Genomic DNA, 16,809 nt, shown 5'->3' with positions numbered 1-16,809 from the left:
CTGTAGCGGGTCAGGTCTTCTCGCCCGCGAGGCGGACGAGCACGATGTGGCCCGACTCGTCGACCTCGGCGACGTCGGCGTGGGCCTTGACGAACTCCGAGAAGCTGCGGAATCCGTAGGCCTTCTCGCTGAAGGACGGGTCCAGACGCTTGATGAGGCTCTTCACCGCCGACGCGTGCTGCCAGTCCTCGCCCTCGCGGTCGCTCTCCAGCCGCAGCGCGCGCTGAAGGAGCTCGGCACCGGGGTCGACGGTCTTCTTGCGCGACCGGCTGCGTGCGGCTTCCGGCTTCTCGGTGACCGCCGGGGCGGGGATGCCGGGGAGGGCGTCGTAGGCGTGGAATTGGTCGCACGCGGCGGCGAGGGACTTGGCGGTGGAACCGGCCACCCCGATGCCGACCACGAAGCGTCCGAGTCGCTTGCATCGCTGAGCCAGCGGGACGTAGTCGGAGTCGCCCGCCACGATGACGACGTGGGTGAGGTCGTCGAGGCGGAACATGTCTTCGACCGCGTCGACGGCCAGACGGATGTCGGCGCCGTTCTTGGCGTACGCCGCCGCCGGGAAGAGCTGAACGAGGTCGACGGCGCGGGCGACGAGCTGGGAGCGGTACACCGCGTTGACCGGAGACGACCAGTCGGCGTAGGCGCGCGTGAGAACGAGGGTCCCGAAGGTCGCCGCGTAGTCGATGATGGCGCCGACGTCGATCATGGCCGCGGCCAGGCGCTCGGTGATCTCGGCGTCGCCGTCGCCGGCGACGATGCGTTGACGGTCACGGGCATAGGAGTTCCGCCCGTGCACCCGGTCGTACCAGGACATGACGATGTTGTCGAAGTCGAGATAGACCGCCACGCGGCCGTTCTGATCGGCCATCACTTCTCCCCGGGGTAGCGCACGCCGATCTGGGTGCGGATGTCGTCGAGGGTGCCCATGATCGCCACGGTCTCGTCGATCCCGAGCAGGGGGCTGTCGGTCTCGCCGCGGGCGATGATCTCCTCGGCCGCCAGCGCCTGGAACTGCATCCCGCGGCCGGCGATGTCGCTGACGTAGTCCTCGATCACGGTGCCATCGGGCCCGATGACGCGGAAACTCGTGGGGGTGTACCAGGTGCGATCGATGTCGATGCGAGCCTCGGTCCCGATGATGTGGGCGGTGTTGGGTCCGGCCGAACGTGACGAGGTGACCGAGGTGGAGATGGCGCCGGAGGCATGGGTGAAGATCGTCGACACGTCGGCGTCGGCGCCGGTGTCGGCCAGTCGCGCCCGTGCGGTGACCGAGACAGGCGCGCCGAGGATGTCCCAGAAGAACGAGATCGGGTAGATGCCGAGGTCGAGCAGCGCGCCGCCACCCAGGTCGAGAGCGTTCAGCCGGTGCGAGGGGTCGTCGGTGATCTTCTGGGTGTGGTCGGCGAAGACGGCGCGGATCTCGCCCAGCGTGCCGGCGGCGAGGATCTCGCGGATGCGGATCATGTGCGGGAGGTACCGCGTCCACATCGCCTCCATCGCCAGAAGCCCGTTCGCGCGGGCCGCGTCGCGGATGGACGCGGCCTCGGCGGCGTTCAACGTGAAGGGCTTCTCGACCAGGACGTGCTTGCCGTGCTCGAGCGCGAGGATCGCGTTCTCGGCGTGGAAGGGGTGGGGGGTGGCGATGTAGAGGATGTCGACCTCGGGGTCTGCCACGAGCGCTTCGTAGGAGGAGTGCGCGTGAGGGATGCCGAACTCGGCGGCGAACGACCGTGATGCCTCCTCACGCCGGGAGCCGACGGCGACGATGTCCCGCTCGGCGGTGCGCAGATCGGTGGCGAAGGCGTGTGCGATGCCGCCCGTGGCGAGGATGCCCCAGCGAAGTCCAGTCATGGGTTCGAGCGTACCGGGGTGGGCGGTGGCGTCACGGAAGCAGGATGACCTTGCCCGCGGCGCCCTGCTCGACGGCGCGGTGGGCGGCAGCGGCGTCCCCGAGTGCGAAGGAGGGTCCGAGCTCGACGGAGAAGGCTCCGGCGGCCAGGAGCGCGAGCGTCACCGGTATCGCCTCGGCGCGCCATGCCCGCTGCTGCGCGGTGAGCGGGGAGGGCGCGCCGCCGGAGAAGGCCCGGATGCCGTAGCCGGCGGCATCGCCACCCCGGACGAGTGTGGCGATGCGCGCCGCGGGCGCGAGGGCGAGCGAGGTCTCGATCGCCTCGTCGGTGCCCGCTGCGTCGAGGGCGACGGTGATGCCCTCGGGGGCGGCCGCACGGACGCGGTCGGTGAGGCCCTCGCCGTAGGCGATCGGCTCAGCCCCCAGATCGTGGACGCGATCGAAGCGCTCCGGCGAGGAGGTGGCGATGACCCGCGCGCCCCACAGGGTCGCGAGCTGAATGGCCGCTTGACCGACGGCGCCGGATCCCGCATGGACGAGAAGGGTGTCGCCGTCGCGGACACCGAGCGAGCGCAGCGCTTGATACGCCGTCGCCACGGGGATGCCCAGGGCCGCGCCCTCGGCGGCCGTCACGGATGCCGGCCGGGGCTGCGCCGACCGGACGGGGACGGCGATGTCGGTGGCATAGGCCCCCGTCGCGCCGAACACGACGACAGGGTCGCCCACGCGGAAGCCGTCCACGTCGGGGCCGACGGCCGTGATCACTCCGGCGCCGTCGGTCCCGATGCGCCGGGGCTCGGCGATCGGCGCCGAGGGTCGGAGGCCCGAGCGCAGCTTGTGGTCGATCGGATTGACGCCCACCGCCTCCAGGCGCACGACGACCTCGCCGTCGCCGGCGACGGGGTGGGGGAGGTCCACGAGGGACAGCACCTCGGGACCGCCGAGCGAGGAGTACACGATCGCCTGGGTCATACCCCGAGGAACGCCCCGGTGCGTGGATGCTATTCCCGCAGCGCCTTCTGGATCCGCTGCAGCGAGACCGGCTCGGCGGTGCCGAGAGGCTGGGCGAAGAGACTCACGCGATACTCCTCGAGCAGCCACCGTGCGCGCACGAGCGCAGGCGGCGCCGCCACAGGCAGGGGGATGATCCCGCCCGCCTCGGCGAACACCGCGGCGGCCCGTTCGAATTCCGTCATGCGCTGACGGTCGCGGCCGGGGTTGTCGACGAGGGCGTGCGCCCGCTCGGCGGCGGCGCGGAGATAGCGGGGCAGGTGCGTCAGCCGTGCTGCGCCTGTGCGCGAAAGGAACCCCGGGAAGACGAGGCCCGCGAGCTGCGCCTTGATGTCACCGAGCGCGCCGAGGAGGGCCATCGACGTCACGCCGCGCACCGCCCGCTCGACGTCGCGAGCCGCGGTGAGGATCTTCGCGGCCAGCGAGACCAGGGCGAACAGCTCGTCGACGTTCGCCCGCGAGAACTCCTCGCGGGCACGGTCGAAGACCGCGGCCGTCCGCACCGGCTCCGCGCCCGCCACCCTGCCCAGAACCGCATCGGCGAGCGTGGAGCGCGCATCCTCGATGAGTGCCCGGGCGGAAGGGTAGGGGCTTGCGGCGAGCGCGAGCTTCTCGGCCGCGGTGAGGTGATCGAGGATGTACGCCGCGGGCGAGGGCACCGCGAGGAGCAGCAGACGACGCACGCCTGCGCGCAAGGCCGTGGCGGCGGCATCCGGAGTGGACTCGATCCGCAGCGCCACGCTGTCCCGCTCGTCGACCAGGGCAGGGTAGCCGCGCACCACCCCGCCGGCGACGCGGGTGTCGACGACCGAGGCGAGGTCGCCGAAGTTCCACGCGGTGACGCCGGTGCGCTCAGCGGGGGTGGCGTTTGCCGGTGCCGTCGCCACGGCCACTCGATCGGTCGGACGCTCCAGGGTGCGGGCGACCGAGGAGCGGGCGCGTCCGCGCAGGCGGTCCTGGAGCGCTTCGAGGTCACGGTCGCTGCCGAGCGCCCGCCCGCGGTCGTCGACGGCACGGAACGACATCCGGAGGTGGCCCGGGATGCGCTCGAGGTCGAAGTCCGAGGTCGTGACGGGCTGGCTCGCCGCGCGCTGGATCAGTCGCGCGAGCCCGGCCACGAGTGTGGTCGCCGGCAGCCCGTCGGAGGACTCAGGGCCCTGGCCGTCGAGTTCGTCACCCAGGCGCGCCGCCCAGTCGGCGGCGGGGACGACATGGCGGCGGATGGCCTTGGGGAGGGAGCGGATGAGCGCGGCGATGAGCTCCGGGCGAAGCCCCGGGACCTGCCAGTCGAAACCGTCGGGTCGCAGCTGTGCCAGAAGCGGCAGCGGGATGACGACGGTGACGCCGTCGTCGGGAGCCCCGGGCTCGAACCGGTAGGCGAGGGAGAGCACCTGGTCGCCCTGCCGCCACCGGGTGGGGAAGTCCCGCTCGTCGGCGCGCGTGGCGTCGTCGAGGAGATCGGCCTCGGTCATGTCGAGAAGGCGCGGGGTGCGGGCCGAGGTGTCCTTCCACCAGCGCTCGAACGAGCGCACGTCGAAGACGTCGACGGGGAGGCGCGCGTCGTAGAAGGCGAACACGGCCTCGTCGCCGGCGAGGATGTCGCGTCGGCGCTCGCGCTCCTCGAGCTTCTCCAGGCGCCGCCGAAGGTCGGCGTTGCGGCGCTCGAAGGCGCTCAACCTCTTGTCGAGATGCGACAGATCGACATCGCCCTCCACGAGCGCGTGGCGGAGGAACAGCTCGCGGGCGAGGGGACGGTCGAACCGGGCGAGCTGCACCCGTCGCCGCGGGATGATCTCCACCCCGAACAGCGTGATCTTCTCGTACGCCGACGCGGCGCCGGCGCTCTTGGACCAGTGGGGCTCGCTGACGCTGCGATGGGCGAGGTCGCCGGCGAGGGCCTCCGCCCAGGCCGGGTCGATCTCGGCCACGGTGCGTGCGAACAGGCGCGAGGTCTCGACGAGTTCTGCGGCCATGACGGCCGCAGGACGACGCTTGCGCAGCCCCGAGCCGGGGAACATCGCGAAACGGGCGCCCCGCGCGCCGCGATACTCCGCGCGCCCCTGCTCCGGGCGTTTGCGATCGCGGTTGCGGTCACCGGTGCGGGTCGCGGTCCGCTCATCGAGCACGCCGATCTGCGAGAGCAGGCCCGCGAGGATCGCGCGGTGGATGTCATCGGGATCGGCCGTGGCCGTGGCATCCGCTCTCTTCACGCCCAGCAGCGCACCCAGCTGCCGGTGCACGTCGAACCATTCCCGCACGCGGACGTAGTTCAGATGCTCGCTGCGGCAGAGGCGCCGGAATGCGCTCGAGCCGAGCTCCGCCTGCTGCTCGCGGAGGTGGTTCCACAGATTCAGAAGGGTCAGGAAGTCGCTGGTCGGATCGGTGAACCGGGCATGGAGGCGGTCGGCCTCCTCACGACGCTCCTCCGGCCGCTCGCGCACGTCCTGGATGGAGAGGCCGGCGACGATCGCCAGCACCGGTCCGAGCACCTTCGTGCGCTCGGCCTCGATCAGCATGCGCGCGAAACGCGGGTCGATGGGCAGTCGCGCGATCCGCCGTCCGACCTCGGTGAGGCGCGGACCCCGCTCGCCGGCGTGCACCGCGCCGAGCTCGGTGAGCAGGTCCAGCGCCGCCTTGACCCCCCGCGAGTCGGGTCGGGTGAGGAAGGGGAAGGATGCCACGTCGCCGAAGCCGAGGCTGAGCATCTGCAGGAGAACGGAGGCGAGGCTCGTGCGGAGGATCTCGGGCTCGGTGAACTCCGGGCGCGCGGTGAAGTCGTCTTCGCCGTAGAGGCGGATCGCGATGCCGGGTGCCGTACGGCCCGCGCGGCCGGCGCGCTGCTGCGCGGAGGCCTGCGAGACCGGCTCGATGGGGAGGCGCTGGATCTTGCTGCGGTTGCTGTACCGCGAGATGCGCGCTGTGCCGGTGTCGACCACATACCGGATACCGGGGACGGTCAGACTCGTCTCGGCGACGTTGGTCGCGAGGATGACGCGGCGGCGGAGCCCTGCCGTCGTCGACCGCTCGAACACCCGATGCTGTTCGGCCGAGGTGAGTCGACCGTAGAGGGGGAGGACCTCGGTCGGCGCGGCGTCCTTGGCGTACATGCCGCGAACGGCATCCATCGCGTCCCGGATCTCAGCTTCTCCGGGCAGGAAGACCAGGACGTCGCCCGCCTGTTCGCGATCGAGTTCGCGCAGCGCCGCGAGCAGGCCGTCGATGTCGTCGTCGGCCGCCTCCGTCTGCGGGCGGTAGCGGATCTCCACCGGATAGGTGCGACCCGAGACCTCGATGATCGGGGCCGGGGTGCCCGACCGATCGGCGAAGTGGGCCGCGAAGCTCTGCGGGTCGATCGTCGCCGAGGTGATGATGACCTTGAGGTCGGGACGCCGGGGCAGGATGCGGGTGAGGTAGCCGATCAGGAAGTCGACGTTCAGCGACCGCTCGTGTGCCTCGTCCACGATGATCGTGTCGTAGCGGCGCAGGAGCCGGTCGCGGTGGATCTCGTTGAGGAGGATCCCGTCGGTCATGAGCGCGACGCGGGTGTCGTCGGAGACCTGGTCGGTGAAGCGGACCTTGTACCCGACCGTGCCCCCGAGAGGCACCTCGAGCTCCTCGGCGATGCGCTCGGCGATCGAGCGCGCCGCGATGCGGCGGGGTTGGGTGTGCGCGATGCGCTCCCGCCCGAGCTCGAGGCAGATCTTCGGCAGCTGCGTGGTCTTGCCCGACCCGGTCGCCCCGGCGACGATCACCACCTGGTGGTCGCGGATGGCGGCGGCGATCTCGTCCCGAGCCGCGCTGACGGGCAGCTCGGGCGGGTAGGTGATCACCGGGACGGTCGTGGGCATAGCCCTCCATCGTACGACCGCGAGCGAACCGGGTAGCGGGTGGTGCCGGATGGCGCAACACGCGACCGCGGCGGGGGTGGGGATCCTAGGCTGAGGGAATGACCATCCCCACTGTGAAACTCAACGATGGACACGAGATCCCCCAGCTCGGCTACGGCGTCTTCCTGGTTCCGCCGGAGGACACCGAGCGGGCGGTGAGCGAGGCCCTCGAGATCGGGTACCGCCACATCGACACCGCGGCGATCTATCGCAACGAAGAGGGCGTCGGCGCCGCCATCGCGAAGTCGGGCATCCCGCGTGACGAGCTCTTCATCACCACGAAGCTCTGGAACGACCGACAGGGCGGCGACGAGCCGCACGCGGCGATCGACGAGAGCCTGTCGAAGCTCGGCCTCGAGCAGGTCGACCTCTACCTCATCCACTGGCCTGCGCCCAAGCGCGGCACCTACGTCAACGCGTGGGAGAAGCTCGTCGCGATCCGTGACGCCGGCAGGGCCCGCTCGATCGGTGTGTCGAACTTCCACGTCAGCCACCTCGAGGAGGTCATCGCGGCGACCGGTGTGACCCCGGCGATCAACCAGATCGAGCTGCATCCGGCCTACCAGCGGCGCGACATCACCGGATGGGCCGCCGAGCACGACGTCCGCATCGAGTCGTGGGGCCCGCTGGGGCAGGGCAAGTACGACCTGTTCGAGCTGCCGGCCGTCGCCGACGCCGCCGCCGCGCACGGCAAGACGCCCGCGCAGACGGTGCTGCGCTGGCACATCCAGCACGGCTTCATCGTCTTCCCGAAGTCGGTGCGCCGCTCGCGCCTGGAGGAGAACTTCGACCTGTTCGACTTCGAGCTGACCACCGACCAGATGGCGTCGATCGACGCGCTCGATCGCGCGGACGAAGGACGCGTGGGCGGCAGCATCGACGAGGTCGACTGACCCGGAGCGTCGTCAGTCAGCCGGCGGCCGGCGTAGCCGCGCCGCCGGCTTCTGCCGCGCCGTGGTCGACCGCGATGCCGAAGACCAGATCCAGCGCGCGCTCGAACTCCTCCAGCTCGCCCGCTGCGGCCGCTTCGCGAGCGCGCACCGACGGACGGTGAGAGAGGACCCCGGCGAGATGGCGGAGGGCCGCGCGAGCCTGCTCCGCGTCTTCGGGCAGCCGCGACAGTTCGTCGTCGAGGGCGTCCTGGATGTGGCGGCGCACCGCGACGATCGCCGGGGCGGCGGCCCGCTCTGCCGTGAAGGTCGCCGCGGCGGTGCCGACCAGCTCGTGGGCACCCGGGCCGAGCTCGGGGAGTGCGGCGTGCCGGCCGAGGAGCTCGAGGTCGAGCAGCTCGACGCCGGGAAGATCGCCCACCTCGGGAGAGACGTTCCGCGGGAGTCCCAGGTCGATGACGATGCGCCGAGCGGTGTCGGGGATGTCGTCGGGGGTGACGACGTAGCGGGCGGTGCAGGTGATGACGATCTCGGCGTGCGCGATCGCGCGGGACAGGTCGGCCTCGGGCCGGACGCCGTACCGCGCGGCGAAGCGTGCGGCACGGCCGGTGGCGGAGTACACGCCGATGTCGCGCGCGCCGCGGGCGCGCAGGGCGGCGATCGTGGTCGCCGCGTAGCTGCCCGTGCCGACGAGGAGGACCGGGACGCTGCCCCAGTCGGTCACGCGGGTGTCGACGAGGTCGAGGGCGAGGCGGGCGAGCGAGCGACGGCCGGCGCCGACATCGGCCTTGGCCCGCATCTCACGGGTGGCGTGGGTGGCGCGCTGGAAGACCTGCTCGAGCTGCGTGCTGGTCGTGCCGTCGGTGCGGGCCTGGACCAGTGCCCGCTGCACCTGCCCGCTGATCTCCTCTTCGCCGACGACCATGGACTCCAGGCCCGAACTGACCGCGAAGAGGTGACGCACGACATCGTCGCCGCAGAGCGACACGGCGGATTCGCGCAGCGCGTGCGCGTCGTCGCCGGCCGCGTCTCCGAGAGCCTCGAGCACCGCTTCCCGGGCGACCACCGCGCCGCCGGTGAGCGGTTCGTCGACCTCGAGGTACGCCTCGAAGCGGTTGCAGGTGGACAGCACCACCGCGCCGCGGACGAAGTCGTGCTCGGAGACGAGCGCTCGTCCGGTGGATTCGGCGACGGCCGAGATGCGACCCAGCACCTCGAAATCCGTATTGCGATGATTCGCCGTCACACAGAACAGCACCGGACAAGTCTACCCAACCGTCGAGCCCGGGGCCGCGCGCGTCTAGCCTGGAGGGCGTGTCATCCCCCGAATCCACGCCCTTCCTTCCCGCCGCGCACCCCCTGGTCGACGGGCGGACCACGGACAGTCCGCTGGTGCGTGCCGCCCGGGGGGACCGCCCCGAGCGCCCCCCGGTGTGGTTCATGCGGCAGGCGGGGAGGTCTCTTCCGGAGTACCGTGCGTCGCGAGCCGGCACGGAGATGCTCGACGCGTGCCTCACCCCGGACCTGGCTGCCGAGATCACGCTGCAGCCGGTGCGGCGCCACGGCGTGGACGCGGCGGTCTTCTTCAGCGACATCGTCGTACCCGTGCTCCTCGCCGGGATCGACGTGACGATCGTTCCCGGTCGCGGACCGGTCATCGATCAGCCCGTGCGCTCCTCCGCCGACATCCTGCGTCTGCGCCCGATGGACCCCGAGGCGCTGGCCCCGATCCGCGAGGCCGTCGCGATCGTCGTCGCCGAGCTCGGCTCGACCCCCCTCGTGGGGTTCGGGGGAGCGCCCTACACGCTCGCCAGCTACCTCGTCGAGGGCGGTCCCTCCAAGGAGCAGCTGCGCACCCGCGCCCTCATGCGCACCGATCCGCACGCCTGGGCGGCCCTGCTCAACTGGTGCGCCGACATCACCGGCGCGTTCCTGCGCGCCCAGGTCGAGTCGGGAGCGAGCGTCGCACAGCTGTTCGACTCCTGGGCGGGGTCCCTCTCCCGCGCCGACTATCACAAACGGGTGGCGCCGCACTCGCGTCGCGCGTTCGATGCGCTGCGGGGCACGGACGTGTCGCGCATCCACTTCGGTCTCGGCCTCGGAGACGTCCTCGACCTGCTGCCGGGCATCGGAGCCGATGTGGTCGGGGTCGACTGGCGCCTCCCGCTGGATGAGGCCAACCGCCGTCTCGACGGGCGCGTGCCGCTGCAGGGGAACATCGACCCCGCGCTGCTGAACGCCCCGTGGCGACTGCTCGAGCGCCACGTCGAGGAGGTCATCGAAGCGGGCTCCACGGCGCCCGCCCACATCCTGAACCTCGGGCACGGCGTTCCTCCCGAGACCGACCCCGACGCCCTCACGCGCATCGTCGCCTTCGTCCATGACCGCTGACCTCCTCGTCGCCGGCGGCGGTCTCGCGGGCCTGGTCTTCGCACGGCGGGCCGCGCTCGCCGGGCACCGGGTGCGGCTCTTCGAGGCAGAGGGCGTCTTCGGTGGGCAGGTGACCCGGCAGGATGTCGCGGGCGTGGCCCTCGACGCCGGGGCTGAGTCGTTCGCCACCCGCGGCGGCGACGGGCCGGGAACCGTGCTGGCGCTGCTGGGTGAACTCGGGTTCGCCGACGACATCGTCGCGCCGGCGGCGGGCTCACCCGCCTGGGTGCAGGAGCGCAGCGACCGCGCCTTCCCGCTCCCGGCGGCCGGGCTCCTCGGGATCCCCACGGTCCTCGACGAGTCCCTGCTCCCGGCGCTCGGCACGGATGGCCTCGCCCGCGCCCGCCAGGACGCGACCCTCCCGCCCGATGAGGGAGCGACAGCCAAGACGCTGGGCGCACTCGTGCGCGCCCGCATGGGGGACCGTGTCGTCGACGCCCTCGTCGCTCCGGTCGTACGGGGTGTCCATTCGACCACCCCCGACGCCCTGCCCCTCGACAGCGCATCGCCGCGCCTGCGCGAGGAGTTCCGTCGCACCGGTTCTCTCGCCGCCGCCATCACGTCCATCCGGTCCACGTCGCCCGCCGGAAGTCAGGTCGCCGGGGTGCGCGGGGGAGTGTTCCGCCTCGTCGACGCCCTCGTGGCCGATGCCGCCGCGCACGGCGCCGAGCTCACCACCGGTGCCCCGGTGACCGCTGTCGCCGAAGACGGCATCGAGGTCGACGGACGCCGTCTGCGCGGCATCCCGGTCCTCGCCCGGCCGCGGCGGGCACCCGACCCCACCCGGCGGATCACCGTGGTCACCCTCGTCGTCGAAGCGCCCGCGTGGCGTGGCGCCCCGCGGGGAACCGGAGTGCTCGTGGGCCCCGCCGCCCAGAGCGTGCGTGCGCGTGCTCTCACCCACCTCACGGCGAAGTGGCCGTGGATCCGAGAAGCCCTCGGCGAGCGTGAGGCGGTGCGGCTGTCGTACGACGGCTCCGCCGTCGCGGATGCCGCCGACGTGGCCGTCCGCGACGCCGAGACCCTGCTCGGTGCACCCGTCGACCTGCTCCTCGACCACACCGTGCGCACCTGGGATCGCTGGGGCCGCGCGGGCTCGGGCGACCCCGTCCTCGCCGTCGGCGAGGAGGTGGCGGGCACCGGGCTCGCCGCCGTCGTCCGTCAGGCCGAAGCGCTGGCCACATCTCTCACCGTCGAGAGGGCCAGTGGCCACCCGTCCGGCGAACGGGAGAGGATGGAGGAGTGACCGATACCGCCCCCTCCGCTTCGTCCGAGACACCGAACGACCGGCACTACGCCCTCTGGGCGGTGCTGCGGCGCGCGCCCGGAACGCCCGCGCCGGAGGGACTGCCCTCCATTGTCGACGCGGCCGCCGGCGCCGGTGACACTCTCCGCGGCGTCTACGACGTCTCGGGGCTGCGGGCCGACGCCGACATCCTGCTCTGGCTCGTCGGCCACACCGCCGAGCATCTGCAGGCGGTGCTGCGCGACCTTCGACGCACGCGCGAACTCGCGACGCTCGCCCCCACCTGGAACGCCCTCGGTGTGCACCGCGATGCGGAGTTCAGCCGCGACCACAGCCCCGCCTTCGCCCGGGGCCTCGCGCCCAAGCAGTGGCTGACGGTGTACCCGTTCGTGCGCAGCTACGAGTGGTACCTCCTCCCCGCCGCCGAGCGAGGGGCGATGCTCGGCGAGCACGGCCGGATGGGCCGCGACTATCCGCAGGTGCAGAGCAACACCGTCGCGAGCTTCGCCCTCGGCGACTACGAATGGCTGCTGGCGCTCGAGGCCGACGACGTCATCGACCTCGTCGACCTCATGCGCTACCTGCGCGCCACCGAAGCACGGCGCCACGTGCGCGAAGAGGTGCCGTTCTTCACCGGACGCCTGATCCAGCCCGCCGAGATCGCCGACGTGGTGCGATGACCCTGCGCCTGGGAACCCGCGCGAGCGCGCTGGCGATGGCGCAGGCCGGCACCGTCGCCGCCGCCCTCGGCGCGGAACTGGTGCCGATCGTCTCCGACGGCGACCGCTCGAGCGCGCCGCTTGCGTCGCTCGGCGGTGCCGGGGTGTTCGCCACCGCGCTGCGCGCGGCTCTGCGTGCAGGTGAGGTCGACGTCGTCGTGCACTCCTACAAAGACCTCCCCACCGCTCCCGAGGAAGGGCTCGCGATCGGCGCGGTGCCGACACGGGCCGATGCGCGCGACGCGCTGTGCGCACGCGACGGACTCACCCTCGACACCCTGCCCGAGGGTGCACGTGTCGGCACCGGCTCGCCCCGCCGTCGCGCGCAGCTCGCGGCCCGGCGCCCCGACCTCGACCTGGTCGACATCCGCGGCAACATCGACACGCGGCTCTCCCGCGTGGGAGCGGAAGACCCCGAGCGGCGTCTCGACGCGATCCTGCTCGCCGCCGCGGGGCTCGCCCGCATCGATCGCTCCGACGCGGCGACGGAGTTCCTGCCCCTGGAGCGCTGGCCCACCGCTCCCGCCCAGGGAGCGCTCGCCGTCGAGACCCGTGCGGGGGAGGAGCACCGCGTGTCGCGGCTGGACCATCGCCCGACGCGGATGGCCGTCGACGCCGAACGCGGCGTGCTCGCTCGCCTGGAAGCGGGCTGCGCCGCGCCGATCGGGGCCCACGCCTTCTTCGACGACGGACTGATGTTCCTCACGGCGCGGATCTACCGCCCCGACGGCACGGCACAGCTCACCAGCGCCCACGCCGCCGACGCCGACGACCCGGACGTCGCCGCGGAGCTGGCCGTCAGAGTCGCCGACGAGCTCCTGGCCCAGGGGGCCGCCGATCTCGCGCCGGTCGGCCCCGGCGCCCGAGAGGATCACGCATGACCCCCGCCCCTCCGCCCTTCCCGACCACCCGCCCCCGGCGCCTGCGGCAGAGCACCGCCTGGCGACGGCTGGTCGCTGAGACCCGGGTGCACCCCGCGCAGCTCGTCCTGCCGATGTTCGTCCGCGAGAACGCCGACGCGCCCCTCCCGATCGGATCGATGCCAGGCGTGCAGCAGCACTCCCTCGAGTCGCTCCGCGGAGAGCTGCAGCGCGCCGCGGGCGCCGGCATCGGCGGCGTCATGCTCTTCGGTGTGCCCGAGCACAAGGACGCCGAGGGCTCCGGCGCGACCGATCCCGACGGGATCCTCAACGTCGCGACGCGCATCGCCGCTGAGGAAGTCGGCTCCGATCTCGTCGTGCAGACCGACCTGTGTCTCGACGAATTCACCGACCACGGTCACTGCGGGGTGCTCGACGAGCGGGGCCGTGTCGACAACGACGCCACCCTCGAGCGGTACCGCGACATGGCCCTCGCTCAGGCTGCCGCCGGGTCGGAGCTCCTCGGTCTCTCCGGGATGATGGACGGCCAGGTCGCGGTCATCCGGTCGGCACTCGACGAGGCGGGGTACGCGCACGTCGCGCTCCTGGCGTACGCGGCCAAGTACGCCTCCGCGTTCTACGGCCCGTTCCGCGAGGCCGTCCAGTCCTCCCTCCAGGGAGACCGGCGCACCTATCAGCTCGACCCGGGCAACCGGCGCGAGGGGGCCCTCGAGGTGGCCTTGGATGTCGCCGAAGGCGCGGACATCGTGATGGTCAAGCCCGCGATGTCGTACCTGGATGTGCTGGCCGATGCCGCGGCATCCTCTCCGGTTCCCGTCTGGGCGTACCAGGTCAGCGGCGAATACGCCATGATCGAGGCCGCCGCGGCTCACGGGTGGATCGATCGGGATCGCGCCATCGACGAGTCGCTGCAGAGCATCGTCCGCGCGGGAGCCGACGCGGTGCTGACGTACTGGGCTGTGGAGGCCGCAGAAAGGTGGGCACGATGAGCATGACCCTCATTCCGACCGACAACGTCGAGGCCGCCGCCCGGGCCCGCGCGGTCATCCCCGGCGGTGTGAACTCCCCGGTGCGTGCCTTCGGCTCCGTCGGCGGCACGCCGCTGTCGATCGTGGGTGCTCGCGGTGCGTACGTCCGCGATGTCTCGGGCCGCGAGTACGTCGACCTCGTCGCGTCGTGGGGCCCCGCCCTCCTCGGGCACGCCCACCCGGGTGTCGTGTCCGCGGTGCAGGAGGCGGCCGCCCGCGGACTGTCCTTCGGCGCCTCGACCCCCGGTGAGACCCTTCTGGCCGAGGCGGTGATCGGACGTCTCCGGGTCGGGGAGTCGTCGGAGATCGAGCGGCTGCGCCTGGTGTCCACCGGCACCGAGGCGACGATGACCGCGATCCGCATCGCCCGCGGCGCCACCCAGCGCGACCTCATCGTGAAGTTCGCCGGCCACTACCACGGTCACTCCGACGGCCTCCTCGCCGAGTCGGGGTCGGGGGTGGCGACCCTCGGCCTCCCCGGTTCGGCGGGCGTCCCGGCCGTCATCGCTGCGCTCACCCTCGTGCTGCCCTACAACGATCGGGCGGCGATCGAGGAGGCGTTCGCGCTCCACGGCGACCGCATCGCCGCCGTCATCACCGAGGCTGCCGGCGCCAACGCCGGGATCCTGCTGCCCGAGGACGGCTTCAACGCCTTCCTCGCCGACACCGCGCACGCCCACGGCGCGCTGCTGATCTCCGACGAAGTGCTCACCGGCTTCCGGGTCGACCCGGCCGGCTGGTGGGGGCTCGAGCACCGCGCCGGGGCCTCGTGGACCCCCGACCTCGTCACCTTCGGCAAGGTCATCGGCGGCGGGATGCCGCTGGCCGGGATCGGCGGACGCAGAGACCTGATGGAACTGCTCGCTCCGCTCGGCCCGGTGTACCAGGCGGGCACGCTCAGCGGGAACCCGCTGGCCGTGGCCGCGGGGCTGGCGACGCTCCGACTGGCCGACGACGCGGTGTACGCCCACGTCGATCGTGCCGCCGGCGTGGTCTCCCGCGCGGCCGGCGAGGCCCTCGACGCCGCCGGGGTCGCCCACGTCATTACCCACGCCGGGAGCCTTTTCTCGATCGCCTTCCGCGACCGGCCGGTGCGCGACTACGACGACGCCCGGGCGCAGGAGGGATGGCGCTACCGCGCCTTCTTCCACGCGATGCTCGAGGCGGGGGTCTCCCTCCCGCCCAGCGTGTTCGAGGCGTGGTTCCTCACGGCCGCCCACGACGACGAGGCGCTGGAGAAGATCCTCGCCGCGCTTCCCCAGGCGGCGGCCGCTGCGGCATCCGCCACTCCTCCCGACGCGGTCTGACGCGTCGGGCTCGGGGAGGCTTCCTCAGACCCAGCCGGGAAGCCAGTTGTGCCCCCGCCAGAAGTCGTAGGGCACGGTCGTGGCGGTGAGGATCGGGTACCAGAACGCCGACACCAGCAGGACGATCCCGAGGAACGCGAGCACGGCCACCCGGCCGGGGAGGCGGCGCTGCGGGTCGGGGGATCGCGTGATGTCGCGAAGGGCGAAGGTGAGGGCCAGCACCGTGAAGGGCAGGATCGCCACGGTGTAGAACTGGAACACCGTGCGCTCGGGATACAGCAGCCAGGGCAGGTACGTCACCGCGACGCCGGTGAGGACCAGCGCGTGACGCCAGTCGCGATCACGGAAGAACCGGTACGCGAGGTAGACCACCGCCGCGACCCCCGCCCACCAGATGAGCGGGTTCGGCATCGAGTAGATGTTCTGCACGCCCGCGTCGGTCTGGTCGTAGTACATCGAGGTCGGGCGCAGCAGCAGCGGCCACTGCCAGGCAGGGCTCTCGTAGGCGTGATCCGTGTCCAGGCCGACGTGGAACGTGTAGATGTCCTGGTGGTAGATCCAGAGGCTCTCCAGCGCGGTCGCGGCTCGCTGACGGCCATAACCCCCGGTGGTGGCGAGCCAGCCCCACCATGACGCGAGGTAGATCAGCAGTGCGACCGGGACGAGCAGGAGGAACGAGACCGGACCCTGACGGAGGACGCCGTCGACGGCCCAGAGCCGGATGCCCGCGCGCCGGCGCTGGAGGAGGTCGGTGACGACGGCGTAGATGCCGATCCCCGCCAGGGCGTAGAGCCCCGACCACTTCACCCCGCTGGCCGCCCCGGCGGCGACCCCGGCGGCCACGAGCCACGGTCGATCCCACAGCACGGGTCCGAATCGATACCCGCCCTCGCCGTCGGGAGGTCGCGCGGCGAGCGCCGCGGCAAGACGGTCGGGGAGGCGCCGTCGGTCGAGGGCGAGGAACCAGAAGGCCACCAGCACGAACAGCGCCAAGAAGATGTCGAGCAGTGCCACCCGGCTCATCACGATGGCCAGGCCGTCGACGGCCAGCAGCAGCCCCGCGACGGTGGCGAACACGGTGGATTCGGTGAGCGTGCGGGCCAGGAGGAACAGCACGAGCACCAGGGCGGTGCCGGCCAGCGCCGTGGCCACGCGCCATCCGAACGACGAGTCGGCGCCGAAGAGCGCCATCCCGGCGCCGATGAGGAGCTTGCCGAGCGGTGGGTGCACGACGAAGGCGGGCTTCTCGGAGAGGAAGATGCCTGTCTCTCCGGCGACGAACCGATCGTTCGTGTCGTCGCCTTCCGGCCAGTCCGCGGCATACCCCAGCACCCACTGCGTCCAGGCGTCCTTGACGTAGTACGTCTCGTCGAAGACCAGCGCCTGCGGGTGGCCGAGGTTCCAGAACCGCAGGACGGCGGCGAGGAGAGTCACGGCGACCGCGGCGAGGACCGTCCACCGGCGGTCGAGCCGCTCGTCGCCGGAGATCCGCTGCTGCCACCGGTCCCACGCCGACGGCCGGATCAACGTGGGGGCGGGGGCGGTCACGTCGACCAGCCTA

13 protein-coding genes are annotated in these 16,809 nt (G+C 72.2%); 7 read left to right on the top strand and 6 right to left on the bottom strand.

Going from position 1 to position 16,809, the window contains the following annotated elements; genetic code table 11:
• Window positions 1-10: 10 nt before the first annotated feature.
• The 4 genes from FBY40_RS12835 to hrpA are packed head-to-tail and all read right to left on the bottom strand — an operon-like array spanning window position 11 to window position 6,708.
• On the bottom strand, window positions 11-868 hold the full coding sequence (locus FBY40_RS12835; protein ID WP_141939209.1) for an NYN domain-containing protein: 858 nt from the start codon (window positions 866-868) through the stop codon (window positions 11-13).
• Window positions 868-1,851, bottom strand: coding sequence for a Gfo/Idh/MocA family protein (locus FBY40_RS12830; RefSeq protein WP_141939208.1), 984 nt, complete (start codon window positions 1,849-1,851; stop codon window positions 868-870). Before FBY40_RS12830 ends, FBY40_RS12835 begins: the two co-directional genes overlap by 1 nt.
• Window positions 1,852-1,882: 31 nt before the next feature.
• Entirely contained in the window at window positions 1,883-2,821 is a 939-nt protein-coding gene (locus FBY40_RS12825; protein ID WP_141939207.1) for a quinone oxidoreductase family protein, read from the bottom strand.
• Window positions 2,822-2,850: 29 nt separating this feature from the next.
• Window positions 2,851-6,708 (bottom strand): ATP-dependent RNA helicase HrpA, encoded by a 3,858-nt coding sequence (gene hrpA / locus FBY40_RS12820; protein WP_141939206.1) that lies wholly within the window; start codon window positions 6,706-6,708, stop codon window positions 2,851-2,853.
• A 98-nt stretch (window positions 6,709-6,806) separates the two neighbouring features.
• Here hrpA and FBY40_RS12815 point away from each other — a divergent pair, with 98 nt between their 5' ends.
• The gene (locus FBY40_RS12815; RefSeq protein ID WP_141939205.1) at window positions 6,807-7,640 is read left to right on the top strand and encodes an aldo/keto reductase; all 834 of its coding nucleotides are present in this window, start codon (window positions 6,807-6,809) and stop codon (window positions 7,638-7,640) included.
• 16 nt (window positions 7,641-7,656) lie between these two features.
• Here FBY40_RS12815 and FBY40_RS12810 read toward each other — a convergent pair whose 3' ends face one another.
• A complete protein-coding gene (locus FBY40_RS12810; RefSeq protein ID WP_141939204.1) occupies window positions 7,657-8,895 on the bottom strand; it encodes a glutamyl-tRNA reductase in 1,239 nt (412 codons plus the stop codon).
• A gap of 47 nt (window positions 8,896-8,942) precedes the next feature.
• Here FBY40_RS12810 and hemE point away from each other — a divergent pair, with 47 nt between their 5' ends.
• Genes hemE through hemL form a run of 6 tightly spaced genes read left to right on the top strand, consistent with a single transcriptional unit; the run spans window position 8,943 to window position 15,248 of the window.
• Window positions 8,943-10,028: a uroporphyrinogen decarboxylase gene (gene hemE / locus FBY40_RS12805; protein WP_200830066.1), complete on the top strand. Its 1,086-nt coding sequence runs from the start codon at window positions 8,943-8,945 to the stop codon at window positions 10,026-10,028.
• Window positions 10,018-11,313: a protoporphyrinogen/coproporphyrinogen oxidase gene (locus tag FBY40_RS12800; RefSeq protein WP_141939202.1), complete on the top strand. Its 1,296-nt coding sequence runs from the start codon at window positions 10,018-10,020 to the stop codon at window positions 11,311-11,313. Before hemE ends, FBY40_RS12800 begins: the two co-directional genes overlap by 11 nt.
• Window positions 11,310-11,993, top strand: a complete 684-nt coding sequence (gene hemQ / locus FBY40_RS12795) for a hydrogen peroxide-dependent heme synthase (RefSeq protein ID WP_141939201.1) — start codon at window positions 11,310-11,312, stop codon at window positions 11,991-11,993. Before FBY40_RS12800 ends, hemQ begins: the two co-directional genes overlap by 4 nt.
• On the top strand, window positions 11,990-12,913 hold the full coding sequence (gene hemC / locus FBY40_RS12790) for a hydroxymethylbilane synthase (RefSeq protein WP_141939200.1): 924 nt from the start codon (window positions 11,990-11,992) through the stop codon (window positions 12,911-12,913). Before hemQ ends, hemC begins: the two co-directional genes overlap by 4 nt.
• The gene (hemB, locus tag FBY40_RS12785; RefSeq protein WP_141939199.1) at window positions 12,910-13,902 is read left to right on the top strand and encodes a porphobilinogen synthase; all 993 of its coding nucleotides are present in this window, start codon (window positions 12,910-12,912) and stop codon (window positions 13,900-13,902) included. The genes hemC and hemB overlap by 4 nt, the downstream gene beginning before the upstream one ends.
• Window positions 13,899-15,248, top strand: a complete 1,350-nt coding sequence (hemL, locus tag FBY40_RS12780) for a glutamate-1-semialdehyde 2,1-aminomutase (protein ID WP_141939198.1) — start codon at window positions 13,899-13,901, stop codon at window positions 15,246-15,248. Before hemB ends, hemL begins: the two co-directional genes overlap by 4 nt.
• Window positions 15,249-15,272: 24 nt before the next feature.
• On the opposite strand, the gene FBY40_RS12775 is transcribed toward hemL, so the two are convergent.
• Window positions 15,273-16,796, bottom strand: a complete 1,524-nt coding sequence (locus FBY40_RS12775; protein WP_235014869.1) for a dolichyl-phosphate-mannose--protein mannosyltransferase — start codon at window positions 16,794-16,796, stop codon at window positions 15,273-15,275.
• Window positions 16,797-16,809 lie beyond the last annotated feature (13 nt).

This window comes from Microbacterium sp. SLBN-154, assembly GCF_006715565.1.
GTDB lineage: Bacteria > Actinomycetota > Actinomycetes > Actinomycetales > Microbacteriaceae > Microbacterium.
The sequence above is the reverse complement of the archived record's forward strand: the minus strand, read 5'-3'. Positions and strand labels throughout refer to the sequence as shown.

Excerpts from the sequence above, each read along its gene's own strand:
- FBY40_RS12825 (WP_141939207.1), bottom strand. The coding sequence starts at position 2,821 with ATGACCCAGGCGATCGTGTACTCCTCGCTCGGCGGTCCCGAGGTGCTG.
- FBY40_RS12815 (WP_141939205.1), top strand. The coding sequence starts at position 6,807 with ATGACCATCCCCACTGTGAAACTCAACGATGGACACGAGATCCCCCAG.
- FBY40_RS12835 (WP_141939209.1), bottom strand. The coding sequence starts at position 868 with ATGGCCGATCAGAACGGCCGCGTGGCGGTCTATCTCGACTTCGACAAC.
- hemL (WP_141939198.1), top strand. The coding sequence starts at position 13,899 with ATGAGCATGACCCTCATTCCGACCGACAACGTCGAGGCCGCCGCCCGG.
- hemB (WP_141939199.1), top strand. The coding sequence starts at position 12,910 with ATGACCCCCGCCCCTCCGCCCTTCCCGACCACCCGCCCCCGGCGCCTG.
- hemC (WP_141939200.1), top strand. The coding sequence starts at position 11,990 with ATGACCCTGCGCCTGGGAACCCGCGCGAGCGCGCTGGCGATGGCGCAG.
- FBY40_RS12830 (WP_141939208.1), bottom strand. The coding sequence starts at position 1,851 with ATGACTGGACTTCGCTGGGGCATCCTCGCCACGGGCGGCATCGCACAC.
- FBY40_RS12800 (WP_141939202.1), top strand. The coding sequence starts at position 10,018 with ATGACCGCTGACCTCCTCGTCGCCGGCGGCGGTCTCGCGGGCCTGGTC.
- hrpA (WP_141939206.1), bottom strand. The coding sequence starts at position 6,708 with ATGCCCACGACCGTCCCGGTGATCACCTACCCGCCCGAGCTGCCCGTC.